21 protein-coding genes and 2 pseudogenes are annotated in these 25,889 nt (G+C 60.8%); 3 read left to right on the top strand and 20 right to left on the bottom strand.

Features of this window, described 5'->3' with window-relative positions:
• Positions 1-581: 581 nt before the first annotated feature.
• The 16 genes from NKH19_RS23295 to NKH19_RS23220 all read right to left on the bottom strand — a co-directional run bounded on the left by NKH19_RS23295 (position 582) and on the right by NKH19_RS23220 (position 17,358).
• Positions 582-1,091, bottom strand: coding sequence for a ferritin-like domain-containing protein (locus NKH19_RS23295; protein WP_352870774.1), 510 nt, complete (start codon positions 1,089-1,091; stop codon positions 582-584).
• Between the two features lie 4 nt (positions 1,092-1,095).
• The gene (locus tag NKH19_RS23290) at positions 1,096-1,341 is read right to left on the bottom strand and encodes a hypothetical protein (RefSeq protein ID WP_352870773.1); all 246 of its coding nucleotides are present in this window, start codon (positions 1,339-1,341) and stop codon (positions 1,096-1,098) included.
• A 641-nt stretch (positions 1,342-1,982) separates the two neighbouring features.
• Positions 1,983-2,954 (bottom strand): amino acid ABC transporter permease, encoded by a 972-nt coding sequence (locus NKH19_RS23285; RefSeq protein WP_352870772.1) that lies wholly within the window; start codon positions 2,952-2,954, stop codon positions 1,983-1,985.
• 19 nt (positions 2,955-2,973) lie between these two features.
• Complete coding sequence (locus NKH19_RS23280) at positions 2,974-4,254, bottom strand: NAD(P)/FAD-dependent oxidoreductase (RefSeq protein ID WP_352870771.1); 1,281 nt, start codon at positions 4,252-4,254, stop codon at positions 2,974-2,976.
• A gap of 111 nt (positions 4,255-4,365) precedes the next feature.
• Positions 4,366-5,193, bottom strand: coding sequence for a transporter substrate-binding domain-containing protein (locus NKH19_RS23275; protein ID WP_352870770.1), 828 nt, complete (start codon positions 5,191-5,193; stop codon positions 4,366-4,368).
• Positions 5,194-5,500: 307 nt separating this feature from the next.
• Positions 5,501-6,919, bottom strand: a complete 1,419-nt coding sequence (locus NKH19_RS23270; RefSeq protein ID WP_352870769.1) for an NAD(P)/FAD-dependent oxidoreductase — start codon at positions 6,917-6,919, stop codon at positions 5,501-5,503.
• On the bottom strand, positions 6,916-7,779 hold the full coding sequence (locus NKH19_RS23265) for a PfkB family carbohydrate kinase (RefSeq protein WP_352870768.1): 864 nt from the start codon (positions 7,777-7,779) through the stop codon (positions 6,916-6,918). The genes NKH19_RS23270 and NKH19_RS23265 overlap by 4 nt, the downstream gene beginning before the upstream one ends.
• On the bottom strand, positions 7,776-8,630 hold the full coding sequence (locus NKH19_RS23260) for a sugar phosphate isomerase/epimerase family protein (RefSeq protein WP_352982870.1): 855 nt from the start codon (positions 8,628-8,630) through the stop codon (positions 7,776-7,778). Before NKH19_RS23260 ends, NKH19_RS23265 begins: the two co-directional genes overlap by 4 nt.
• Positions 8,631-8,650: 20 nt before the next feature.
• Positions 8,651-9,511 carry a carbohydrate ABC transporter permease gene (locus NKH19_RS23255; RefSeq protein WP_352870766.1) on the bottom strand — a complete coding sequence of 287 codons (861 nt, stop codon included), beginning with the start codon at positions 9,509-9,511 and terminating at the stop codon, positions 8,651-8,653.
• A complete protein-coding gene (locus NKH19_RS23250; protein WP_352982868.1) occupies positions 9,508-10,470 on the bottom strand; it encodes a carbohydrate ABC transporter permease in 963 nt (320 codons plus the stop codon). Before NKH19_RS23250 ends, NKH19_RS23255 begins: the two co-directional genes overlap by 4 nt.
• 8 nt (positions 10,471-10,478) lie before the next feature.
• Positions 10,479-11,801, bottom strand: a complete 1,323-nt coding sequence (locus tag NKH19_RS23245; RefSeq protein ID WP_352982867.1) for an ABC transporter substrate-binding protein — start codon at positions 11,799-11,801, stop codon at positions 10,479-10,481.
• 27 nt (positions 11,802-11,828) lie between these two features.
• Complete coding sequence (locus tag NKH19_RS23240; protein ID WP_352870763.1) at positions 11,829-12,842, bottom strand: SIS domain-containing protein; 1,014 nt, start codon at positions 12,840-12,842, stop codon at positions 11,829-11,831.
• Positions 12,843-13,010: 168 nt separating this feature from the next.
• Positions 13,011-14,150, bottom strand: coding sequence for a LacI family DNA-binding transcriptional regulator (locus NKH19_RS23235; RefSeq protein WP_352870762.1), 1,140 nt, complete (start codon positions 14,148-14,150; stop codon positions 13,011-13,013).
• A gap of 418 nt (positions 14,151-14,568) precedes the next feature.
• On the bottom strand, positions 14,569-16,347 hold the full coding sequence (ligD, locus tag NKH19_RS23230; RefSeq protein ID WP_502911009.1) for a DNA ligase D: 1,779 nt from the start codon (positions 16,345-16,347) through the stop codon (positions 14,569-14,571).
• Positions 16,348-16,591: 244 nt separating this feature from the next.
• Positions 16,592-16,723 carry a hypothetical protein gene (locus NKH19_RS23225; protein WP_352870761.1) on the bottom strand — a complete coding sequence of 44 codons (132 nt, stop codon included), beginning with the start codon at positions 16,721-16,723 and terminating at the stop codon, positions 16,592-16,594.
• Positions 16,720-17,358: a hypothetical protein gene (locus NKH19_RS23220; RefSeq protein WP_352870760.1), complete on the bottom strand. Its 639-nt coding sequence runs from the start codon at positions 17,356-17,358 to the stop codon at positions 16,720-16,722. The genes NKH19_RS23225 and NKH19_RS23220 overlap by 4 nt, the downstream gene beginning before the upstream one ends.
• 864 nt (positions 17,359-18,222) lie before the next feature.
• On the opposite strand from NKH19_RS23220, the pseudogene NKH19_RS23215 reads away from it, so the two are divergent.
• Positions 18,223-18,597: pseudogene (locus tag NKH19_RS23215) on the top strand (transposase); the annotation flags it as partial.
• Positions 18,598-18,776: 179 nt separating this feature from the next.
• On the opposite strand, the gene NKH19_RS23210 reads toward NKH19_RS23215, so the two are convergent.
• Positions 18,777-20,309 (bottom strand): FAD-dependent oxidoreductase, encoded by a 1,533-nt coding sequence (locus tag NKH19_RS23210; protein ID WP_352870759.1) that lies wholly within the window; start codon positions 20,307-20,309, stop codon positions 18,777-18,779.
• 809 nt (positions 20,310-21,118) lie between these two features.
• Complete coding sequence (locus NKH19_RS23205; protein ID WP_352870758.1) at positions 21,119-21,250, bottom strand: hypothetical protein; 132 nt, start codon at positions 21,248-21,250, stop codon at positions 21,119-21,121.
• A 601-nt stretch (positions 21,251-21,851) separates the two neighbouring features.
• Here NKH19_RS23205 and NKH19_RS23200 point away from each other — a divergent pair.
• Positions 21,852-22,823 carry a hypothetical protein gene (locus NKH19_RS23200; protein WP_352982863.1) on the top strand — a complete coding sequence of 324 codons (972 nt, stop codon included), beginning with the start codon at positions 21,852-21,854 and terminating at the stop codon, positions 22,821-22,823.
• Positions 22,824-22,979: 156 nt separating this feature from the next.
• On the opposite strand, the gene NKH19_RS23195 is transcribed toward NKH19_RS23200, so the two are convergent.
• Positions 22,980-23,738, bottom strand: coding sequence for a LuxR C-terminal-related transcriptional regulator (locus NKH19_RS23195; protein WP_352870756.1), 759 nt, complete (start codon positions 23,736-23,738; stop codon positions 22,980-22,982).
• A gap of 280 nt (positions 23,739-24,018) precedes the next feature.
• On the bottom strand, positions 24,019-24,798 hold the full coding sequence (locus NKH19_RS23190; RefSeq protein WP_352870755.1) for a hypothetical protein: 780 nt from the start codon (positions 24,796-24,798) through the stop codon (positions 24,019-24,021).
• A gap of 994 nt (positions 24,799-25,792) precedes the next feature.
• Here NKH19_RS23190 and NKH19_RS33590 point away from each other — a divergent pair.
• Positions 25,793-25,889 (top strand): annotated as a pseudogene (locus NKH19_RS33590) (sulfate adenylyltransferase subunit CysD); the annotation flags it as partial.

The following is a 25,889-nucleotide window of genomic DNA, read 5'->3' as shown; positions in this document are numbered from 1 at the left end:
TTATCGAAACTGCTCTGCAAGGAACCGTGCCGACGCGGTCAAAATGTCCATGTGAGGACGATTGCGGCTGGCCGCGCGCCGTTGCCGAAGCGCCTTTCCGCGACATCTGCGAGTGCTTAGCGAGATCGGCAACCTCGTGTCGGACGGCACCCCTCTTGCGGGCGCCGCCGTCGGGCACGCCGGAGAAGACGACGTTCGTGATGGCGGGTCGGAGCTACCAGAGATAGGGCGCGATACTCGATGCACTGCGCCGCGGTCCTCGACCCTGGCTCGATCACGCGGGGAAAGTGGGGTGATGTGGTCCTTGACGTCCTGTTGGCTTCCCGCAACAGCCGCCCGATTACATCGCCGGCGAGGGCGGATCCGCGACCGGCTTGCTTTTCCATCGCAGCAACAGAACCCGAAGCGACCTTCACGTTCGGACCACGCGGATCCTTGCCGAAGCCTGTTTTCGAGCGACTCTGTTTCAGAGCTCAAGGTGTCCTTCCGGTACGACGCCCTGGGTTTGCAAGCGGACTGAGCCGGGGTATCCCGTGGGATGGGCCGGCTACGGCGGCCAAGTAGCGAGCAAGCCCTGACGGCTAGCGCTTGGCGCTCTCGCTTTCCGTATCGGCCCGCGCAAGGAACTGCTCGGCCGTAGACGGGAGATGATCTTTCAACCAGTCCGCCATCGCGACCTCTTCTCGCAGGTTCTCCTCGCATACGCGTGCGACCTCGGCCTCACCCAGCGATCGAGCGGCGGCGATGAGAATTGTATAGGAGGCAATCTCCATGTGCTCGAACGTGTAGCTCGCAAGCGATCCTTTCATGACCTCGTCGCCAGCGAAGATGCCGCTCAGCGACTGCACCATAGCCGTTAGCTTGCCGCCGGCATCCTTCAGCGCGGAGGACCCTTGCCCGATGCGGTCGAGGCAGGTCTTGAGCCGAGCGGCCTGCTGCACCGTCTCGTCGAGGTGCTGCCGGATTCGGCTGCTGAGCTCAGGATAATTTTCGATACGGCTCAACTGCCCGTTGAGCATAGTCTGGGCTTGCTCCTCCATGGCATGAGCATCCCTGAGCCACTGCACAAACCATTCGCGCGATTCTGACATTTCGTTACTCCTTGCTGGCCGATCCAAACTTGCAAAAGGACGTATTGTTCCAACGCCGGATCATGGAAAAGCCATCGGGGTTGCCCGCCACCAGCCCAGCCTGGCGGGCCAGCTTGGCCATCAACCAGACACGATCTTCATGCTCGAGAACCATGACGATCCCGTCCGCGGGGGTGCTCGCTCGCCAAGACTCGATCTGGCTGTCGAGCACGCGCTGCGGTTCCGATACCCTGCTCGGATAGATTTTCATGCTGCCGCCGGACGAACAAACCATAGACTTACCTAAGCCCCGGCAGGTGCCTTTGCCGACCCCGTTAGTGGTGAAAAACGAATCGAACGCTCTGGCCGACACCTGCCTCGGTACGTCATCGGTTAATGACACGTGATGCGCAGCGCCGCATAAAACGCGAGGTCAGCGGGCAGCTGCGGGAATTGGGCTATTCCGTGCTGGAAATCCAAAGTCCGCGCGACCGCTGGCGGCCCTCAGGCGAGCCACTGATATACTCGGTGACCGTGTGCATGCTGGCTGCATCCTGGACGCCCCTACGTTATCGACTGGAACGGTTTGCTGCTAGCGCCGCTCGAGCAGCACCGACACTGCCCCGCATGTCGGCCGCCTCGGTGATGCTGCCGGTACCGCCGGTTCAGGCGCCTCCCCTCGGCGATTGAACCTTGTTGCTGCTCAGATGGCCCTGGTGGCCCGACGTGTCGGTCACGCTCTCGAACACCCGTAATAGGCGCGTCGACATGGACGCGGAACTCCCACGACGAAGCGGCCGAGCCCGTGAGGACCGAGTTGAGACCGTCCTGGTCAAGCAGCTTCAGCGGTACTCATTCGACCTGAAGCGGTGCGCTGCAACTCGTCTTGGCGAAAATCACGGAGGATGACGATCAGCGCTTGAGTGAGCGCCCGAACCGATCCTCGATCCGCGACTGCAGGAACTCGAGCCCCATCGAGAGCAGCCAATATATCATCGAGGCGGTGATGAGCATCTCGATGTGGCGGAACTCCGTCTGGCCCTGCGTGCGCGCGAGATACATGATCTCCCAGACCCCGACCACCGAGACCAGCGAAGAATCCTTCAACATCGCAATGAACTGGTTGCCAGTCGGCGGCACGATGACGCGCATCGCCTGCGGCAGGATGACCAGGAACATCGTCTGGTTAGCGCTAAGGCCGAGTGCCGTAGCACCCTCGGTCTGACCGCGCGAGATGCTTTCGATGCCGGCACGGAAGATCTCGGTCATGTACGCGCCGTAGCAGAGCGACAGCGCCATGATGCCAGCCGGCACGGCGCCTATCACGTAGCCAATCTGCGGCAGGCCGAGATAGATAATGTAGATCTGCATCAGCAGCGGCAAGCCACGAAACAGAGAGGTATAGAAGGTCGCCAAGCCATAGACCACGCCGTTGCGGGAAAGTTTGGCGATGGCGCCAACGAAGGCGATGAGGGTGGCGATGGCGATCGAAATGGCCGAAATGTAGAGAGTCGTCACGACGCCCTTCGAGACAAGGAAGCCGATCTTCTTGGCGATGAATGCGAAGGACAGGTCGAAGGAATAGAAAAACAGCATTAACAACACGAACAGCTCTATCCAGACCGACACAATCTGCGGTTTGCGGCTGAGATACCGCAGCGCGTTCCAGTTCGCCGCCACGATCAGTGCGATCAGCACCGCTGAGACCGCCCGCCCGATCTCAGGGTTGGCGGCGAGCCACTCGACTGACCCCGGAACAAGCTTGCCAAGCCAACTGGCTTTGATGCCGAACCCATACAGGCCGGCGGAGATGGCGGCGAGCACGAAGAACACGCCAAGCCGGCGCGCCGCGTCGGGGTGAGTAAGCAATAGTCGGCCGATCACGTCCTTTATCTCCCTGTGGTCAGCGGGCGCGCTCGCGCCACCAATCCTGGACCTGCAGCTTCCAGTAGGTAAGTTGCGCGACCGCAAGTCCAGCCGGCCCGCCCGCCCAGGCAAGCCCGAATGGTGCGAACAGCCGGTAGCGGTCCGATTCTCCGAGTATGGCTTCGGCGATCAGTTTGCCGGCGATCGCCGTGGTGTTGATGCCATGGCCGCCAAAAGCCGTGAGGTACCAGACGCCCGGCTGCAACACGCCGATTTGGGGCATCAGGTGGCGGGCATAAGACATGAGCCCGGACCAAGCGAGTTCGGCCTTGAGCTGTTCGAGTTGCGGATAGGTGGCGACCATCTCAAGGCGCAATTGCCTCGCCAACACGCCCGGCGAGGCTGCCCGCGTCGTGATGCGTCCACCCCAGAGCAGCCGTCTGCCGTCTTCGACAATGCGGTAGTAATCGCCAGCGCGACGGTTGTCGCCAACGGCGTCGGTTGTCGTAATCGCCTTGGCGATCAGATCAGGGGCTTCCTCGCTCACCATGACGTAAGTGGCGATCGGCAGGAACGCTCGCTTTAGCCGACCGACCAGTGGCCCCGTATAGCCGCCGGTGGCAAATACGGCTTGGCGGGCGCGCACGTCGCCGCCGTGGGTGCGAACGATCTTTTCCGCGCCGTCAAGGCTGGCTTCAACAGCCCCCGACCTCTCGTGGATTCTGCCACCCAGCCGTTCGATCTCGCTGGCAACGGCGCGCAGATAGTTGAGCGGATGCATGTGGAAGGCGCTGGGATCGCGCAATCCTTGATGATAGCGCTCGGAATGCAGCACCGCTCGCACCTGGTCGCGCTCGAGATAGTCGAGCCGATAGTTGAAATCGCGCGCCAGTTGCTCGGCATATGCCTTGAGTGCGGCGCCGCCATCGTGACGAAGCACGCCCAATATACCGGAGCGCGGCTCTGCCGCCTTGATGTCGAGATCACGGATCGTCTGCCGCACGAAATCGACGCCTTCGATGGACAGGCGGTGCAGTTTTTGCGCCGCGTCCACGCTTGCCATGGCGGCGATGTTATCGGTGCCGGTGGCGAAGCCGGGGTTAACGAAGCCGCCATTGCGACCCGAAGCGCCGAAGCCGATGCGCTGCGCCTCAAGCACGATCACCTGCCTGCCGGCGCGAGCCAGCTGCAACGCCGTCGTCAGGCCGGCCAGTCCGCCGCCGACAACGACTGTTTCGCACTCGGAAACGCCGCTTAGCGGCGGTCTGATGGTGTTGTCGGCAAGCGTGCGTTGGTAATAGGTGTCAGGATACGTCATAATCGGTGTGATGAGTGAAGTTTGCGGCTAGGCGGGGCGGCCGAAACAAACAGAACAGAGCGGGAGTTCAATTTAAATGTATCCCGCTCAAGCTTCGACCACGACGACTCCTCAGTCGGCGCTGTAATCCTTGCCGTACCACTTGGTGGTCAGCTTCGCGAGGGTGCCGTCCTTCTTCATCTCGTCGAGGATGCCGCCGATCTTGGCATTCCACTCGGCATCACCTTTTTCCGCGATCACAACCAGTGGCTCGCGGAAGGCATAGCCGCCCTCTAGGATACGCAACGGATAGCTGTTCTTTATCGCGTTCTGAGCTGTCTGTTCTGGTGCGATGAGCGCGTTGAGGCGCACGCCGTCGCCCAACCTCAAATCATCGAACGGCAGCATTGAGTCGGCGAAAGTCCTGATCTCACCTGGCTCCAGCTTGTATTCGATGGGGGGAAGCCCGGGAGCATCGATCTCGAGCTGTCGGCGGATGAAATCCTCCGACGTGGTGGCGGTCTCGACGCCGATGATCTTACCGTTCAGGTCGGCGACCGTTTTGGCCGGGCTGTCCTTGTGAACTACATAAACATAGGGGCTGTAATAATAGACGCCTTCGAAATCGATCACCTTGGCCCGCGCCTTGGTCGGCGTCACCGAGCCGACACCCAGATCGTAGCGCCCCTGCCAATGGCCGCCCGTCATCGTCGCCCAGTCCGGCGTGTCGAAACTGACCTCGACATCGAGGCGCCTTGCGATTTCCTTTGAGACGTCGATGTCGAAGCCGACCAACTGATTGCTGTCGTCGAGGAAACTCTGCGGCGGCCAGCCGCTGTTTGTGGCGACCACCATGGCCTTCTTCGAGGTTACCCTGTCCATGGTTTCACCCGCCGACGCCCCAGACGCGAACGCAAGCGTGGTAGTAGCCAAGGCCACCCACGCAATCAATTTCCTCATTTAATCCTCCCTCTTCATCCTCATTCAGACCAAAAGCGCACTCCCGTCGGGAAGGGCAATTTGAGATCGCGACATGAGATCGATCTCACATCGGATTAGGCACACATATCGACGAAGGGATCAAGCTTCTTTTTAGCGCTGGGAAAGAAACCCGGGCCCAGCTTTGTTTGCCGGCGCCACGCGCTGACGATCGGCGGCTACAGCCACGCATCGGCGGCTGCCGTGAAGGGTCGTGAGTTACATCAAGGGCAGATCGGCAACCCTATCCTCCTCGATGGCGTGACGGACAAGACGCTGTGGACGTTGCTTATTTCTTGCGGTGGCCTGGCTTCAGCCCGGCCAGCAGGTTGGTGATCCTGTCCGCCTTGCGGTCGCGGATCTCGGCATCGTTCTTGCGGCGGACCGCCCCGCGCACGAGCTTGGCGCCAAGGTAGCGGAATGGCTCCGGCGGCAGCGACATGCGCCGCTCGATGCCAACCAGGCCGCTGTCGCTCCAGCGATCCTTTCGCTCGAGCACCAGGCTGGCCAAAATGCGTCCGGCGATCGGCGTCTGCGCGATGCCGGTGCCGTTGAATCCCATGCCGTAGAAAATGTTGGGATGATCGCGCAGGTGGTCGAAGACGGGAACGTGTTCAGGCACGCAGTCGATTGGCCCCGACCAGTCATATTCGATCGCCACACCACGCAGCGACGGGTAGACCCGATGCAGCTCTCGCACATTGTCGCGGCCATGCTCCGGACCGCGGTTGAAGCTGGCGCCGAAATTCCCGCTGAAGGCGACGTTGCCGCTGCCACGGCCGAAGACGACCCTGCCACTGATGGTGCGCTGGTAGTAGAGCACCTGGGCCTGCGAATCGCAGATCGAGGCGCCGTTGCGCCAGCCAATGCTGTCGAGCAGTTCGGGGACGGCGGCGGTGGCAATCACCTCGCTGCCGACCACATAAAGATGTCGCCGCAGTTCAGGCAGCGCCGAGAGCCAGGCGTTGGCGGCAAGCACGATTTTCTCAGCCCGTACCGCGCCGTGCGCCGTGCGCACCGTGCATGTCCTGCCGGGCTCGATGTCGAGGACCGGGCTGCGCTCGTGGATGATGACCCCGCGGGCCAATGCCAGCTTGCGCAATCCGATGGCCAGCTTGGCGGGATGGACTGTGCCTGCATTGGTCTCGACGACGCCGACATAGGATGCCGATGAACCGGTGCGGCGTTCAATGTCCTCGGCCGTCAGCGGCTTGAAACGGTTCTCTCCAACCGCCGCCGTCATGGCAACGGCGTTCTCCCAGGCGCCCTCTTGCGCAATTGAACTCGCGGTCCACAGCCATCCGTCCAACCGCAGATCCATATCGATGATTCCGCTTTGCTGCAGCGCCTTCAGCTCCGCGATCGATTCCACCGTGTCGGCGCACAGCTGTCGCGCTTCGTCGAGGCCGACGACGGCACTGATCTGCTCGATTTCGGCGAACCAGGAATGGACTTGGCCCCCGTTGCGCCCTGAAGCTCCTGAACCGCATAGATCTGCCTCAAGCATGATGACCCGCGTCTCCGGCGCCAGTTCACGGATCCGCAGCGCCGTCCACAGACCGGTGTAGCCGCCACCGACGATCACCACGTCGGCGCGCTCATCGCCGTTCAACGGTTCGCTCGCGGTGTCGGCGCCGATGTCCTCGAGCCAAAACGACCGGTCGGACGGAAGCGCCACCGCAGGCCGCCGCAAACGAAGTTTGGTCACGCTCGGGCTCCCTGCGCGTGGGTAATGAAGCTGGCATATTTGGCCGGTAGCCAATCGGGTATGGGACGCGGTCTCTGGGGAAACCCGCCGAGATGGGTGCAGGTCTGCGCCGCGGCGACCGACGCCTTGTGCAATGCTTCCAGGGCGCCAAGGCCGCCGAAACGGAAGCCGGCGAGGAAAGTGGCAATAAAGCTGTCGCCGGCGCCACACGTATCCACGACATCGACAAGCGTCGCCGGCGCATGCACGACGTCGATGCCGTCGTCAAAGTAGGAGCCGCGTCGGCCGCAAGTCAAAACCACCTGCCGCGCACCGGCGGCGCGGAGCGCGGACAGCGACGGCTCGATCGGAATATCGTCGTCATCAGGGCCGGAAGCAAACAGCAACGGCACGCCATCGAGCGGCAGGACCAAGTGGGCCGTCGAGACGTCGATGCTGAACGGCACGTTGTCCACCACCAACCTGCGAACAAAGCCCTTGTTCGCATTGGTGCCGAGATGCACCCAATCGGCTGCGGCAATGATCGCATAGTGCTCCGGCGAGGGCATATAATCTTCACCAACCCCAAAGGATTCGTGCAGGAATTTCCGATCGCCAGCCTCGTCCCGAAGCAAGGTCACCGCAGTGTCGCCGAGGCGCTGTTCGACATCGCCGCGCGACAGGCCGACACCTGCCAGTTCGGCAAGAACCACCTCGCCTTCGGAATCCTGGCCGACGGCCCCGAAATAGCGTGCGCTCCAGCCATTGCGCCGCCATTGCGCGGCAACATTCAAGGCGTTGCCGCCAACAGTCATCAAGCCGTTTGTCAGATAGAGGTCTAGGCAATTGTCGCCGACAGCGACAAACTTCCTTGAGGTCATGCCAGCACCGTTGCGCGTTTCAGATAGGGCTCGATGGCGCTGAGACAGCGTGTCCAGGCCTTTACCGGGTCCAGCGCGTAGGAACCGTTGCCGAAGGGCTCGAAGGTGAGCTTTCCCGCATAGCCGAGGCGCGCCAGTTCGCTCACATAGTGGCTGAGCGGCAATGTCCCGTCCCCCCACACCAAATGCCCACCTGGAGTGCCGTCGATAAGATGGACATGCGCCAGCCGCGAGCCGAACAGGTCGACATAGCCGGCCACGGTGTCGCCGGCCGTGGCCGTGGCGACAGTGTCCAGCACGACATCGATGTTGTCAGCGCCCAGCTCGTTCAGCATTTGGCGCAGGCCCGCTGCATCATTGACGATGTTGCTCTCGAGCCGCTGCAAAGGTTCGAGCAGGCAGCGCACCCCGTTTCCGGCGGCATGCCGGGCGATATTGCCGATCGCGTCGGCCGCGCGGTCCCATGCCAGTTGCCGGGCGTGACTCTCATAGCCATGACCGGGCGTCAGGAAGAGATAGCGCGCACCGAGCAGGGCGCAGATGTCGGCTGCACGGCAAAACCGCTCGATGCTGTCTTGGCGCAGTGCCTCGTCGCCGGCGGCGATGTTGATTGGATACAACATCTGCTCAGGGGTAAAGCACCAAGCCGACAGCTCGTTGTCGGCGAGCACCCGGCGAACGGATTCGACACGCGCGTCCGTGGCATGGAACAGGTCTAGATGCTGGGCAATCCCCCACAGTTCGATCTCGCGCATGCCAAAGTCGCGGATCGTCCTGGCGACCTCATCGAACGGGAAGTGCTGAAAGCTGAAATTGGCTCCGATCAGCTGGTGAGCAGCGAGCTGCGGCATGAAGGCTCCTTTGGGGATTGTTATTTGCCGATGCCTTCGGACAGGCCCCGGATGAAGTAGCGTTGCGCGGCAAAGAACACGATCACGATGGGCAGGGCCGAGATCGTCATGGCGGCGAAGACCACGGCATAGTTGGTCCCGTGCGTTGCCATGATCGACGTCAGTCCAACCGGCAACGTCTGCACATCGCTGCCACTCGTGAAGATCATGGCGAAGAGATATTCGTTCCAGGCGAACAGGACGTGCAGGATGACGCAGGAGATGATGATCGGCCGGCACAGCGGCAAGGTGAGGCGCCAGAAGATCTGGCCTTCGCTGGCGCCGTCCATCGTCGCCGCCTCATCGATATCTCCAGGCAGGTCCAGCATGTATGCGCGGATGAGGAAAGTGGTGAACGGCACCCGGAACGCCGTGTAAAGGATGATCAGCGCCCAGTAGGTGTTGTAGAGGCCAAGCCCCTGCAGCATCTTCACCAGAGGAATGATCGCGACGGTCGGGCTAAGCATGAGCCCGCCCAGAACGATGGCGATGACCAGCGGCTTTGCCGGCATTCGCGTTCGGGTCAGGCCAAATGCGGTCCAGGCGCTGATGAGCACGGTGCATACGGCCGAGGTAACAGTTACCAGCACCGAGACTGTTACGTAGCCACGCACGCCCTGGTTCCACGCCTGTGCGTAATTGTTCCATGACCAATGGGTAGGCAGCGCGAAGGGATCGCCGAAGATCTGCGCATTGTCCTTGAAGCCGCTCAGCGCCATCCAGATCAGCGGATAGATGACGACGACACCGAGGCAGACCAGGAACGAATAGAGCAATGTCCTGGCGATGACCGACCACACATTGACGTGCCGGCTGCGCCCGGCTGCGACCGTTGCGCTCATAGCTGCACCCGGCGGCGCTTGGTGTACCAGAGCTGGGCCGCGCCGGTGAGCATGGTCAATATGAAGATGACGGCGGCGATCGCCGCGCCATAGCCGAAACTGTCCTCGATGAAGGCCTTCTGGTAGAGCCATGTACCCAGCACCTGGCTGCTGTTGTTGGGCCCGCCCGCGGTCATCACCATGACTTCGTTGAACACCTGGAAAGCGCCGGTGATGGTGACGATGATCATCAACCCCGTCATTTCCCGGGTCAGCGGAAAGGTGATGCTCCACAGGCGGCGAAGCGGACCCGCGCCGTCGATCGTTGCGGCATCGTAGAGGTCGCGCGGGATCTTCTGGATGGCAATGGCAAACAGAAGCGTCGAATAGCCAAAACCCTGCCACTGGCTCATGGCGATGATGGCATAGATGGCGGTATGCTCATTGCCGAGCCAGGGCATGACGAGCTGGCTGAGGCCAACACGGCTGAGCGCCGCATCCAGCAAGCCGATCTGCGGCTGGTAGATGAAATAAAAAAGCAGTCCAGTCACCGTGATCGAGATGGCAGATGGCACGAAATAGACGGCGCGCCACAGGCGGCGCCAGCGTTCGCTCCTCAAGTCCTCGATGATGGCCGCGAGCAGGAACGCGCCGAAGACCTGGAAGATGACGGAGATGATGGCGTAGAGGCAGTTGTTCCAGAGCGCGAGCAGCACGACCGGGTCATGCAGCAGCCGGCCGTAATTGGCGAGGCCGACATTGGTGACCTCGCCGGTATAGATGTCTTGGTCGGTGGTGCTGACGATGAAATTATCGACGATCGGATAGTAGACGAACCAGCCAATGAGGATGAGCGCAATCGCCGCCCATCGGAACGACAACAGATTGTCGAAGCGGACGCGCGGGCTTTTTGGCCCTTGCGGCCTGGCGACGCCGCGAAGGTCGGCGCCGCTGTCCCTTGTGTCCGAGGCGCTTGCCATGGTCTGCTTTATTTGGCCGCGGATGCGGCTTTGCGCACCTCGTCCATCACTTGCTCAGGCGTCATTGAGCCGCCCGCCAGCGCCTGCAGGCTGGACAGCCAGACGGCGGCGACACGCGGCGGATTGGCCGTATCCAGCCAAGGCATGAGGTAGGAGGCCGCGTTGATATCCTTGAGGCCGTCAACCACAGCCACGCTCATATTGTTTTCCGAGGCGCCGCCGATGGTGGCGCTCGGCTGGCCATAGGGCGGCGCCGACAGCACCTGCGCGTTTTCCTTCGAGGTCACGAACTTCATGAAATCGATCGCCAGCGGGACGTTCTTCGATGCTGCATTGATCATGTAGCCCTCCGGCGCGCCCTCGATCGAGTTGGGGTCACCCTTGGCGCCATCAGGCACCGGCAGTCTGAAGAATCCGAAATCGACAGGTTTCAACGCCGAGTCGGAGGTGGCGGCCTGATCGAACTCGATGATTTCCTGGTAGTACATGGCCGACTGCGCGTTGGTGAAGGCCTGGAGAGCCGAGGCATAGGACGTGCCGTTGACGCCGGCGCCATCGGTGCAGCGCTCGACAAGCTGACTGAACTGCTTGAGTGCCGCGACATAGCCTGGATCGCTGTAATCGGCGGTGGCCGGATCGAAGTCGCGCTCCAGCGTCGCCTGCGGCACGTTGTAGGCGAGCAGCTGACCCGCGAAGTGGATTGCCGGCCAGGCCTCCTTGTTGCCGAACGAGATCGGTGTCGCGCCGGATTTGCGGATGGCGTCGCAGCTGGTCAGCAGTTCCTCGAAAGTGGCGGATGCCTTCAGGCCAAGCTTGGCGAAGACCTGCTTGTTGTAGCCCATGAACTTGGCATCCTGGTAAAGCGGAATGCCATAGAACTTGCCGTTGTATTCGAACGCCTTGACGGCCGCCGGAGACAGCGACTTGCCCCACGCGGTATCGGGACCAATGACGGGAGTAAGATCAACGGCGCGATTGCCGCGCACGAAATTGCCACCCCAACTGCCCGTCCAAGAGAAGTAGACATCGGGCAGTGAGTTCGAAGCGACAAGCGTCTTGGTCTTGCCCTTTACGCTGTCGTCGCTTTCCTGGATGAGTTCGACCTTCACGCCCGGATGAAGTTTTTCGTAGTCCTGCGCCAGGTTGACGAAATAGGGCGACAGCTGCTGCAGCCCGAACTTGGTCAGGATCGACAGCGTGCCGCTATATTCGACCTTGGCATTGGGGTCGGCCGCGACGGTCGTCGAAGCGGCTGAACTGGCGCTCATAGACCACCCCAACGATGATACCGCGGCCACCGTGACCGCCACGACTTGCAGCGAACGTTTCATAAACAGCTCCTTGGGATGTGAGAGGGATCAATATTCAACGCGTTTGTAGTAGCGACGTGTCGTCAGCGGGTGGTTGCGCAGCACCTCGAGATGCGCGCTCAGCCGCTCAAGCAAGGTGGCGAGCAGGACCGGCGAGATCATGCTCCGCACGTGGGCGGAGATGCCCGGCAATTTTACCGAGGCTGCATCGAGGGTACGAACACGGTCCGTGTAGCGTCTGGCAAAGTTCTCGACCCGGTCGGCCAACGGGCGAAGAGCGTCCTCGCCCTTGAACACGAAGACGCTGACGCCCGGCTCGACCAGTTCGAGCGTGCCGTGGAAGAAGTCCGCGGCGTGCACCGGGCGGGTGCGGATCCACTGCATCTCTTCGAGGATGCACATGGCGTAGTAGTTGGCTTGCGGCCAAACCGAGCCAGCGCCGGTGAAAATGTGATAGGTCTCGTCCTTGATCGTCGCGGCCAGTTCAGCCGCCTTGTCCTCGAAGGCAGCCTTCGCATCGGCAAGCAGGCCCGGCAACAGCTTGAGTTCGGCGACAGCCGCGTCGAAGCCTTCGTATTCGCCGCGTTCAGCCAGCAACGCCAGAACGATCAGCAGCGTCTGCAGGTAAAACATTTCCGATGACGTGTCGTCTTCGGCAAAATTCGTGAAATTGTGATCAGCCTCCCGCGCGATCGGCGTGTCCGAGTGGCCTGTGAGTGAGATCGTACGCACGCCCCGCTTTTTCAGGAAAGCCATGAGCTCGACGCCTTCCTTGGTCGTACCCGACAACGACGGGATGACGACCGCAGCCTTGCTGTCGAGACCAGCCGGCGGATCGAGAACGACCTGGGCCGGATATGCGGCGCTCATCGGGAAGGTGGTGTAACGCTGCGCCAGCTCGATTGCGGGTAGGGTCAGAAGCTGCACACCGCCGGTACCCATGAAAAACAGCCGCTCGACGCCTTCCGCAAGCAGCGTCCGTATAAGCGAGCGAGCCTCACCGGCGATTGAAACAGCCCCGCTTTGGATTTTTATGAAGCGGTCCCTATCGAAGTTCAGCATGTAGTTTTCCTTGTACTCGCATGTGGCAGGCCTCTGCCTCGCCAGCGCGCCGTCCCACTTTGTTTCTCTGCTAATGTGAGATCGATCTCACACGCGGATAATGGGCACGCAATTCCGCCAATGGCAAGTCCTCTAGCCAGAAATTTTCTGGAATAGCGGAGTCCGCTCTCAGGGCATGATGGGCTGAGTAACCGAGCCGCGCACGATTAAGCGGGTTTGGAATCGGGTGCGGCGCGGGGCAACTTTCTTGCCGGCGAGCCGCTCGAGCAGATACCTGGCCGCGAGCGGTCCGATCTCGGAGATGGGCTGCGCCACGACCGTTATCTGCGGGTCGGTGAACGTGGCGAGATTGAAGTCATCAAATCCAACCAGCGACACGTCGTGCGGAATCGAGAGCCCCATGGAACGCAGGCCAAGAAGAGCACCTTGCGTCATAAGACTGTCCACCGTGAACAGGGCCGTTGGCCGATTGCGTCGGCTGAACAGGCGGATGGTGGCTTCGACGGCGTGCTCGACCGTCGAGCGCGACACCCCGATGAACGATTCATCGATCGCAATCCCGTGCGACTGGAGCGAGTTTTGATAGCCAGCCAAGCGTTCCTGTGCGGTGAAGATGCGCGACTCGTCCCGCAGAAGACCAATCCGGTCGTGACCATTGCCAACGAGATAATCCACCGCCTCGCGCGCACCACCCTCATTGTCAACGACGACGCTGTCGCATTGCAGGTCCTTGACGACGCGGTCGATCAACACGATCGGCGCCCCTTCTTGCGCCAACTGCACGATGTGATTGCTGTCAGTTGCTGAAGTTGGCGCTAGGATAAAACCCCGAATCCTGAGAGATCGCAGGCTTTGGAGCAATTCTTTTTCCTGTTCGACATCTTCCTCACTGCTGGCGATCAGCAGATTGTGGCGGTGCTTGCGCAGTTCCACTTCAATGTCGTGGGCGATTCGAGCGAAGAAAGGGTTTTGGATATCGCCCGGCACGAAGCCGACGATCGGCAACTGTCCGCTGCGCAACGCCTGGGCGACGAGGTTCGCTCGATAGCCCAGCTTTTCGGCGGCCTCCAGCACGCGCACCGCCGTCTCGTCGCCGACGTAACCATAACTGTTGAGCGCCCGCGCTGCCGTGGCGCGCGACACGTTGGCCGCGGCGGCTACGTCTTTGAGAGTGATCCCCTTTTGCGTCACGGCTGCTTGTCCTCCTGCGACCTGACATTTGGTCAGACGTGCCTGCCGGCCCAGCGTTGCATTTACCGTTGTGCGGCATATCGGCGAATTCTCAAACTGCCAACGCAGCTTGTGCACGCTCTTTCCTCAAACCTCCTATCATCAATTTTGGAAGAAGCACCGGAACTGCGAACTCTGGCCCGTCGGCTCAACGGGCGGCGCCTTATCCTCACATTACCCACCGAGACTCACTGATGTATTGCTCAGCCATCAGAGCATGTGAGGGGACGCTTGATTTTCCGGGCCAAGGCGATCGGAAGGGCTAGCCGGACGGTGACCTCTCATGGGAACCATACCTCGAAAGCGTTTGGCGCTTAGGTGTGGGGCAGTTCCCAATAATGGCCGAGCATTATCAATCAGGGCAGATGTCGGCTGCGAACCGGCGCATGATTGCGTCCGATACGACCCTCCTCATAAGAAGAACAAGAAGGACAGTCCGACGAAGCCTCCTAGGTGCCGCTGTCCAGTTCCCGATCCGTCCTTTCATCCCTGTGGCTCACGCCGCCCTTCTGGCAACTGCCCTGAACGGACGGTCGATCGTAAAGGCATCTGGGCGGATACATTCCTCAACTTGGCTCCAGGTCACCGGATGGGCGATTGGGAAGCCGGGCCGCGCCCGTGGCGAAAAGGCGCCGACCGCAGTGTTGCCGCGCCCATTGCGAAGATAGTCAATGAAGATGCGGCCCCTTCGGGCTGCCGGCGCGGCGGACAGCAGGTAACGGTCCGGATGACCTTCAGCGAGCCGCTTGGCGAAAGACCGGGCAAGGAGCCGGGCATTGTCGTGCGTGATCTTCGCCCCGAGCGGGGCCATCAGGTGAATGCCCTTGCCACCGGTCACCTTCGGCCAACTCTCCAAACCTTCCGCTTCCATGATGCCGCGGAGCGCCAGCGCGGTCTCGATCACTTCACCCCACTCGACGCCCTCGCCGGGATCCAGGTCCAGAACGATGCGGTCAGCATGCTCGATGTCATCAACAGTGGCGTTCCACGGATGCAGTTCTACAGCATCCATCTCGACCAACCCCAGCAAGCCAGCAAGGTCGTCCACCCACACGCGCACACCTTCGCCGCCCTCACGCTTCTGGACCCTTAACTGATGCACCGCGGCCGGAATCTTCGGCAACGCGCCCTTGTGGTAGAAGGTCGCGCCGAGTGCATGGCGGACCAGCTTTAGCGGTCTGTGACCGAGATGGACCAGGGCATGATCCGCAACCCTCTCCCAGTACCGCCCAAGCTCGTCCTTGGAGGGCGAGACAGCGTCAGGCAGCAATTGCAGAATGTTGTGGCTTGGAACGCCATGCTTCGGGGTTGGCCCACGTCGCTTTGATGGAGCTGGAGGCTTGGCCGGGATGGGCACGAGGTCTTCGCGCAGCCCCTTGAACACTGCCTCGCGCAGCACGCCACGATCAGTGACGCCGCTGAATTGCACCTCGGCCAGAACGTCCGGGCTCACCCAAGTTGCCTTGGGTTTCACAATGGGCTCTGACAAAGGCGACTTGCTGATGATCAGCGGGTCAAGCCGCTCTCGAACAGATTGCGCAGCGCTCAAGGTGTACCCGCTTCTCGCCTTCCCCGCATAGAGCAGTCGGTCGCCCTCGCGACGCCCGATATAGAGCGATGCGATGCGGCGCGGGTGAGCGCCAAGTTTCTCGACAAATGCAACGATGGGAAAGGTGTCGCTCTTGACGCACTTCACCTTGAGCCAACTGGTCTGAACGCCCGAACGATAGGTGCCATCAACGCGCTTGGATACGATCCCCTCCAACCCCATCCGGCAGGCATGGTGAAACACGTCTTTGCCACTCACCTCCAGATGTTCGGCATAGGTCAGTGTCGGGGCGGTGTTCTCCAGCAGCTTCTCCAGCGCTGCCTTGCGCTTCACCAGCGGCTGTTGCCGAAGATCGCGCCCGTTAAGGTGCAGCAGGTCGAATGCGTAGAAGATGAGCCTCGCCGAGTCTGGATTGGCCAACTCCCTTTCCAGAGCTTGGTAATCCGGCAGTCCAGTGTCGCCGAGAACGACAGCCTCCCCATCAATGATCGCGGTCTTCACCGGCAAGCCCGCAGCTGCTTGAACAATTCGTCGGTATCGATGCGACCAGTCGTAGCCCCGGCGCGTGAATGCTCGCGCTGTGCGGTTCTCAATGATCAGCTCGGTGCGGTAGCCATCGTACTTGATCTCATGAATCCAATTGCCGCCCCCGGGTGCATTCGCGACCAGCGTGGGCGACTGAAACTCAACGAACGAGAGCCTACCACCCGCGGCTTTGAAACTCACGGCACACTCCTGACACCGAGTCAAAGCGTGCGGCAAGCGAATAGGTTCCACGACACAGTTGGTCGACCGGTTGCATCATCACAAGTGGGGCGCCGGGGCTACATGATCCTGCTCCTCAGCGACAGGTATCCGCCCCACGCGCTTAGCCCGAGGAACATTGAAAGCAGCGCTACAATGACGCCCTTTGGGCGGGTGGAAGCCGATTTGCTGCCAGCGAAGCATATCCAAGTCCCGTATGTCGCGATCAAAAGCACCCGACAAATAAGCTCTCGGGATAGGCCGGTCGCATCAGGCACTTGATCTTGGTCTGGGGCTTGCAGCGGCTGCAGTCGAACTTCAACGTCTGCGGATCGATGCCGCCGCCATAGACCATCATCTAATTGGCCGGTCGGCAGCAGCGGACATTGCCGTGCAAGTTGCGAAATCATTGGTCCAGCCGTTGTCGTCATCCTCCGGAAATCTTGCAGCGCGAAGCGTGTCGCGGATCTTCCTCGCCGCGAGATGCTTGACGCAGCCGATCAGCTCCCGCTGAACCCATAGCGTCGCCGGCCGCTTCATGCGCTTTGGCGCGGTGCCGGGATGGTCCTTGACGCGCTTCCAGAGCCGTTCGCGCATTTCTCGGTTCAGTGTCACGAAAGCGCTGCCGACATAGCGTCCAGTGTCGCGCTCGGCCACCAGCGCGAAAGCCGGTTTGCCGGCCTCACGCTCGACGCCGAGCAGCACAAATTCGTCGATCGAATAGCATTTTGCCTTGAGCCAGTTGGTCGACGGACCGCTGCGGCACTTGCTTTCCCGGCGCTTCGAGATCACGCCCTCAAGCCAAGCTTGGTCGACAAGGTGATAGATGGCCTTGTTCGCCCGCAGCGGCTCGCTGAACCTGGAGGCTCCGCCGGGTTCGATCATGCTTGCCAGGATCTCGCGGCGCTTCCTCCAGCGCCATGTCACGTAGATCGTGGCCGTTGTGGTGGAGCAGATCGAACGCGACGAAATAGAGGTCGTGCTGTCCCCCACAGCGATTCCTACGGCTCGCTATTGCGGTGAGAAACACAGGCTCGAACAGTTATCACCCGAAGGCTTTCGTCGAGAGCACAAAAAAGATCAATCTCTAAACAGCCTCGCCAGCGCGTTCCCGCTCGCTGCTCTTCCGCCCCGCCGAAGCGTTGTCTCAGCCTGCCAGTGGCCCGCGCCCTGTTGCAGGACACGGGCCGACCGAGGAGGACTCTCAGTCAGCAGCAGAGCCCGATGAAAACCTGCCGCATCAGCTTCAATAAGCCAAGGTCAGCGAAGTTCCGAGCGCAAACAAAAAAGCCCGCCGGTCGAGGCCAGCGGGCGAAAGTTTCCGACGGACTAACCAGGACGCTCCCGCCTTAGGAAAGCTAGCAACCTTCCGCAGTTTTTTTTACCTGCCCAGGAGCTGCGGATTTGGCCGCCGTATCTTGCTGACCAGGAGCTGCCTGCTTAGCGCTGCCGGTCTGCTGCCCGGGTGCACAGTCCTTCGCGGAGTTGGAGTTAGTCGACTTGGTCGTGGTCGCGTCAGTGTTCTGATCCGTCGGCACGGTGGTAGTTGTGTTTATTGAAGAGGATCCACCCGAAGTCGTGCTAGTCCAGCCGGCGATCCCAAGACCGGTGGAAAGAAGCAGAAGCGAGAAGAAGTTGTTTCATCATTCATCTCCTATTAGAAGCAATCTCCCTTCTCCCCTCAAACAAGGGAGCTCGGTGAAAGGTTCCTTTTTGAGCTTCTGGACTTTCCGGCGGCTTGCATCGTTGGTCTGACCTCGCGACTTAGGTCCTACAGTTCGGTGCCGGTAATGAATGCGGAGGAGGCGCCCGCCGGCCGGGGCCGGGCGTGCATCTGCCTGGGATGACGGTCCCGACATCAGCAAGCGCATGGACGAGCCTGAAGGCGTTTGCCGAGCGCCCGCTGCAAGAGCCGTTTGCCCACTTCATCCTCGATGCCGGATATGACCGGATATGATGCACGAAGACGGCATTGTCATGAGCCAGCGGTGCTGATCGCTGTCGGCATCGACCGGGACGGAAGGCGCCAGATCCTGGCCGTGGAGATGGCCAATCGCGAGAGCCGCTCGGCCTGGAAGGACTTCCTCGTCGGTTTGAAGGCGCGTGGCCTCAGGGGCGTCAAACTGGTCATGTCCGACGACCATGCCGGCCTGGTGGCGGCGATCGGGGAGAAGCGGCATGGCAGCGCTGCTAATCACTTCCTCAGGAAACGCGCTCGACAAACGGCCGAGATGCGAGCGAAGGCGCCAGCTTCTCTTCCATCCGCTCTCACAAGGGCGGCCAAGATGGCAGCCCCGATTGGCCAGGACCAAATAGGCGAAACACGGCTTGTCCACACAAACCAGCAAAAAAGAGCACCCACAAAGAAGCTGGCTTATGTCGTCTGGCTGATCCGCCTCTGACGTTTGGCATTATGACTTCGGCTGAACTAGACCTCGGATCGCTGGACCGTTAAGTACCGTCCCGTCCGGCGCGAACTGCGAGCCATGGCAGGGGCAATCCCAGCATTGCTCGGTGGAATTCCAGTGCACGATGCAGCCGAGATGCGTGCAACTGGCCGACCGCCTGTGCAGCTTGCCGTCGCGGTCGCGGCACACGGCGAGTTTGCTCAAGCCGTCATGAAGGACGCCGCCTTCGCCGGGTTTGAGATCCTCGGCCGATTTGATCTGGCCGGGTAGCAAGTAACCGGCGAGGTTCTTCACCGTCGTGAGGTTCTCATTGACGTAACGCGTGAAGGCAGCGGGCGGCGTCCGGTCGGGAGCATAGACGGCTTCCCAGGGGTTCGATCCGTCGACGATCAGATCGCGGATCAGGCGTCCGGCCAATGCACCATGCGTCATGCCCTGGCCGGAGTCGCCGGTGGCGATGAAGACGTTGCCGTTGCCGGGACTGCGGCCGATGAAGCCACAGTAATCAATTGTTTCGAGAACCTGACCTGACCATCTCGCTCTTTCTCCGCCAAGGTCGGGCACCAACGCTCTGATCCAGGCTTCGAGCGCCGCAAAGCGTGCGTCGCCATCGTCTGCTTCGCCCGATTTGTGATCGCGACCGCCCGCGATGAGACAGTCGGTCTCACCAGACCCGCGATTGAGGCGGACGTAATAGTAGGGGTCGTCCATATCCCAGTAGAGCGCGTCCGGGAGAATTCCCCTGGCGATGTCAAAAGCCATCGCATAGGTCCGATAGGGCGCCATCTTGCTGTGGATCTTGACCCAAGTGTTGATCGGAGAGTTGGTTGCAAACACCGCATTCAAAGCCATGATGGTTGAGCCGCTGTCGCATTTGAGGCGAACTGGGTTCCCCTCCTTGATTTCGACGACGGCGCTGTCGGCGAATGCCTTGCCGCCTCGCTTCCCGAAATCAGCAAGGAGGGCGCGGAGGTACTTCAGCGGGTGGAAGGTGGCCTGGCCTGGATAGCGCAGGACGGGCGCCGATTCATGACCCTTGAGCGGCACGCCCTTGCCATGCTCGACTTCGACGCCCGTCTTTGCCGCGGCCGCATATTCCTCGTTGCATCGTCTGGCGGCCTCCTTCTCGTCCATCCATGCGGCCGGGAAAAGGAACCCCTCCAGTCGCCGGAAATCGCAGTCAATTTCCAGCCTTGCGATATGCTGTTCGATCCGGTCGACCGCAGCTTGCTGGCTTGCCTGAAACCCGCGCGCCACAGCCTCGCCACGCAAACCGACCAGCGCGCTCAAGCCGTCGTCGCAGATGGGCGCCAGATGGGCGGTCGTGCGCGATGTCATGCCGCCGAGCAAGGGTCCACGATCCACGAGCACCACTTTGCGTCCCGCCAGTGCCAGTTCATAGGCAACCGAAATCCCGGCGATGCCAGCCCCAATCACGGCCACGTCGCATTCTTCGTTTTGCTCGAGACGGGGAGCGGTGGGCAAGCTGGCGTCGAGCGCCCAAAAAGATTTCGTCGCTTCGCTGCTGACGTTCATTGCGCTCTCATCAGCATAAAAACGGATGAAAGGGATAGCTGCCGACGACTGTCATATTGCAGTGCCCGGGGGCGACAGACATGAAGCGAAGGCGTGACATGAACCATAGCTTCCTCCCGAAGGCATCAAGAGCGAGCCATCCAACCAAACTTCGTTAAACGCCTAATGTTCCGCAACGCGAGGAGACAACCCAGATCTCCCGCCCCATTTTGCAAGGCGGCGTCGTCCAGGCGCTATCCTTTAGAAATGGTCGGGCTGTGACCAGCATGGTGGCTGCGACCGACCGCGCGACGCTCCTCGGCTGGATGGGTTCGGAGGTGGCTGACGCAGGCGATCCCGCTCGAATGTTGGTGAAGAGCGCTTGGAATCGCACTCGTGGCGCCGGGCGCCACACTGACGGACGTCCTTGATGGCTGGCGTCCCCGAGGCGCGGCGGCTGTAGCCCCCCGCAAGGACACCCGGGGACGGAGGCTTGGCTGGCCTATCTCTTGGCGTGGGCGGGATCAGTCAAGTTCTCGGCCATCCGTTTGGCGAGGAAGTTGATCCTGCGGGTGCTCATCCAAAGATGATCCACCAACCCACCAGCGGCCGGCCGCGAGCAACACTGCGACCGGTAGTCGTGCGCAGCAAGGCTTTTCGAAAAGGATCCCGCTTCCCCTTGAGCCCGCGCCTCTGGCGGAGAGCGCGGGCCGATCAAGGGTAATGCCCCGATCTTCGGCAGGGGGATGGAGAGGGCCACTCTACCGCTAAGCAACAACCTTTAGCGGCTCGTAATGTTCCACTGCGGGGTATCACCATATGTAGGTCGGTCAGAACGTGCTGCCCTTGCCATCCCATCGACACAGCGCGGCGTTTGGAGCGCCGCCAGACTTTATGGAAAGTGCTCGCAGGATGTCGCTATCGAGCGCCGACACGCGGCAACCTTCAAGATCCTGGTCCATGATGCTAACCTCCCATCTAAGGACGGGAGTGCAACCAGCTCTCAATCACCGATGCCCGCTAGCCTTGCCCGGTGACATTGGGATTGTAATCCATCAGATCCTGGGTTCAATGCCATCAAGCCTCCGCGATAACGCGCAACTTCCTTGAACAAGGCGTGGCCCTGTTGCCACCTGTTGCCAACCACCGGTCGCGAAAGGCAATGCGGCCAAGGCTTTCCGAGACCATTTCGTTGGCTAGGCGTTCGACCCGAAACGCGACCAAGAGAATGGCAAAATACGCGGTGTCTGGCGTCGCACGGATCAGTACAAACGCATCCTTGGCCTTAGCCCGCTCAGTGTTCCCGAGATCCTGTGCAATTGGGGAAGACACTTGCGGCCGCTACACGAGAGAGCTGGTCGGAAATCCACCGCCTCTATCGGCTGACGGCGCCAGCCGAGACCGGCCGCAATGAGGAGCCGCGCTACAATATCGCGCCGACCACAGGACCTTCGTCACTGCCGGTGAAGATGACAATAACCGCCTGCGTGAAGGGCATTAGTGGGCCCCAGGTGAGCGCCGAGGCCGCCGTCAGAGTTGGGGCTGGGCCGCGACACGATAGCCTTGCTTGATCTCGATCTCTCCGGCCTCACGGTCGTCGTTGGCGCTACGACAGGATACCAAGCCGTGACTGCTACAGTGGCGGCGCTTGCCAATGCCAGCCATGTCGTTGCGCTCACCCGCATATCCTCCAGACATCCGAGCCTGGTGGCCATCGCAGACGCGACGTTGGCATTTGCCAAACACGCTAAGGTCTCCGAACGCGTTGAAGCGACAAACCGCATCGGCAGCCGCAAATGGCAGGACGTCGACCTCGTCACGAACTGTCTCCAGGTCGGGCCAATTTCGAGATCGCTTATCGAACTCTTACCCTCGGATGCGGTTGTTTCGCTAATGGCTGAACCATGGGAGCTTCGGCCGGGCGTTGTAGACTTCGACGCCTGTGACGAGGCCGGCATCAAAGTTGCGGCCCCCAATCTCAGCCACCCAGCCATAAATCTGCTGCCGGAATTCGCGCGGTTATGCTGCATCTTGCTCGGCGATGCCGGTGTCGATCCACGTGCCGCCCGGCTCGCCATCGTCTGTGACACGCCCTGTGCGCCGTCCCTTGAGCGAACGCTGCGCGAGAGCGGGGCCACAGTAAGTGTCTTTTCGCACCCCATGCTCCTGACCGACGATGCATGGGATGTGATCGTGGTCGCGATGAGGCCGTCCGACAAGCCACCAATGAACATTAATAGCCTGGGCCGGATTGCCCGGAACTCTCGCCAAGCGCTGCTGGTGCAGTTCAGCGGCGGGATCGATCGCTCGGCCGCCAGCTATTTCGGCCTCAGGATCTGGCCACTGAAGCGGCCCACCAGTGGTCAGCTAGGCCTTCCCCTTGACGTACTCGGACCGGCTCCAATGGTCCGCAGAGTGACGGGAGGACTGAAGGCCGCCGAAGCCGCATATCGGGGCGCAGAGCTTGGAGGGGACAGCAGCGTTGGATTTCTCGTGAGGGCAGGGTCCGCGACGGTTGGCTGGGAACATGCTTAAACACACGCTGAGCGTGCCCGTTGTCGCGAAACGCTCAGACGAGGCCATCGACCTTCGGAACCTTAGATCGGAACGGCGAACCTGTGGTCCCTCCCTTAACGCACCCGGCAGTTACATTGCCCAGAGCCGTCCAGGCAAAGACCGATCGAGGCAGCCTCAAAGCAACATTTGTCTAAGCTTGTACGCTACTTCGGTGCGGTTCGTAGCCTTGAGCTTTTTCATGATATTTCGGATGTGGACCTTGACGGTGCTCTCGCAGAGGTTGAGTTCGTAGGCAATTATCTTGTTCGCCTTGCCTGTCCTCAGTGCCTCCACAACCGCAGCCTCGCGTGTGGTGAACATGCCGGTGAGCGGACGGGCACCGTTTGCGGTCGAGTGGATGACCTCTCGAAGCGCCAGCACGCAGCTGGCGGGTACAAAGATCCCTCCGGCACGAGCGAGACCAATGGCCTCGGCAGCGACCTTCACCTTCACGGTCGTAGGAATGTAGCCTCGGGCGCCGCATTCGAGAGCCGCGAGAATCTCCCCCGGCTCGTCGGAATCCACCACGACGATTACAGGTACGGTGCCAAACTCGGAAATGAAGTGCGCAAGTTCCGCCCGAACACTCTGGTCCGTGACCTTTCTGGCGCCAAGAATTACGAGGATCGCAGATGGCTCCTCGTCCCCGGCAATGTGCTGGATTTCGTCAAGCGATCCTACCGCGCTAACGCGCAAGTTGGGATTGTGTTCGATAAGGCCGCGCGCAAGGCATTCACGCTCAAGCGCTCGCTTGTCGACGATCATGACAAAGCCTTCGCTTGGACGTCCTTCGTCGAGATCGGACCTGCCAAGACCATTCGCGTCCGGCAGATGTCCATTGTGTACCGGTCTTGTTGCGTCGTTCCAAAAATCGGAAATTTGGGGATTTGCCATCGCTTTACCTACTCCTCTCCATCGCGCTGACTTGCTTTTATCCTTTTTGGTTTGGCTCCCTCGCAAAGCATGTCAAAGGCGTGAACTGATACGCTCATCGTCCGTCAGGCTGACTAGATGTTGACTGAAGATTGGATTCAAGGAGTAGGGCATACGCCGCCCCAACGCACGGACGTATGGCTTCCCCGCCCTATGGAGGTAACCCAACCTGGAGGGCATACTACGATGCTGTGGAAAAGACGCATTAACCCTGGTTAACAATTTGGTAATTATATCTTAGCTAGCTAATATACCCGAAAGTACCGGAGTAGGTCGACCGATAATATCCTGCCAGCAGCGTCGTTCCCTCGAAATCACGAGATTTGAAGTTGCCGGTCAGGCCGATGATTTTGTCGACATATTCGGCCAGTCCTGGCTTGCCAGTCATGTTCTCGTGCTGCGTGGACCGCGCAATATAATTGCCGCCGCGAACGCCGATGCCGACCGTCCAGCCTGCCGGCACGGCCGGTAGCATGACGTCGCGAATGCGCGCACTCGGAACCGAGATCGAAAGAAGCCACTCTTCATTCTTGGGTCCGAGCACTCGCCTTGTAACAGCAACGCGATAGCCCCCCGACTGCTGGCCCACAAAGACATTGCTGACCAAGACACCAGTGGACTTCAGCTTTTCACTGTCTTCAGCCGTTGTCGGTTCCACGAGTGGCGAATTTCCACCTTGCGCGATGCCGGTGGTCGCCAGCTGATTGTGATCGGCATCGTTCAACGCGATCACCTGATCCATGCCTTGCACAAGGCGACCAGCCTCATCGTGAAACGATTTCAGATCGCCGTTTGCGAGAGTGGCCGATTTGGAGAGACCGTCAAGAATCCTCTGCAGGTTGATCAGTTCCGCCTCGACCAGCAGCGAGACTTGTCGTGCCGTCTGCAAGGCATCCTGTTCGAAGCGAGCTTGCTGTTGCACTGCATACTGGACGAGCAAATATGCCGCGAACAGCCAGACCGGCAGAACCGCTGCGGCGATAAGACCAAGCAGATGAGCTCCAGCCGATCGACGAAGCACGCCGGTGTCCTCTTTTTGAACCCGCTGGAGCCATAGTGGCAAGCCGCGAAACGACAAGCGTTAGCTATGACAACCCGAAGGCGGTCGGCGCAGCGATGTGCCAAATCAGCAAAACGTCCAGAAGGAGTACAAAAAGCCGTATGGCATTCTGGCGCCGTGGAAAGCGGGAAACGAGAAGCCTTATTCCTACGCTGTCGCAGCCGCCCCTCCTACTCCCACTCTGCTTTAATCAGCACCAGTGCGGCTTCTCGCATATGGTCACGGCGGCGGTCGTCACCCGGTTGTCCCCCCGATTGTTGCACTCGTACTTCTTTCGTATGCTTTGCGCCTATTCAGCATAAGCGCATATAGTCCCCAGCCCCGGCGCCGTTTCTCACAAACTGCCCCGTCGGTTAGGCCCGGTGTCCTAGCCCCATCCCAACAAGGGATGCCGGGCCGCTCGACTCAAACCCGTTCGTTCAAAGGCCCGCCGCCCCATTTGCGAAGCGACGGGCCCTCGCCCCAGCCCACACACGTATCCACGCAATTGCGGTGCCAAGCGTATTGACCCGTAACGGGTCACATTGGGCCCAGCGGGAGATGAGCTCACTTGGTAGCTGGCAGCATTGTGGCCCGACCCTGCCGTGGCCTCGCCAACGCCGAAGTACGCGCCGGTGCTGATGACGTTTTGTGCTCGATCATCATGGCCCTGTTGCAGCTTCAGGCGAACCTGACCCATTGATTGGACCATTTCATGGACGCGCCCCCTGCGGTATAATGATCCAGAGTCCTCTTGCCTGATCCGCGGAAGCGCAGATCGTGAGAAGACAGCGTCGAGGACGAGGATTATGAAGAGCCGGTGATTGGCTTGGAGACGACCATGTCCATCAGGGACCAGATCGCATCGCTCGGCACAGACCCGGCTTTCGGATTGCATCGCGCGACCGACCGCGCGGATGGGGGCCGCCGGACGCCGATCCTAAACCTGTCCTTTTTTCCGCGGCGAGGAGCTCTATTTCGCCAGGAACGGCCGGTGGTGGAACGCGACGGCATGTTGATCCTCAGGGATGACGAGCGCATGAAACTGCGCCCCAGCGAGACGGTGGAGAACC

It is taken from the genome of Mesorhizobium sp. M1338 (assembly GCF_040318045.1).
GTDB lineage: Bacteria > Pseudomonadota > Alphaproteobacteria > Rhizobiales > Rhizobiaceae > Mesorhizobium.
The sequence above is the reverse complement of the archived record's forward strand: the minus strand, read 5'-3'. Positions and strand labels throughout refer to the sequence as shown.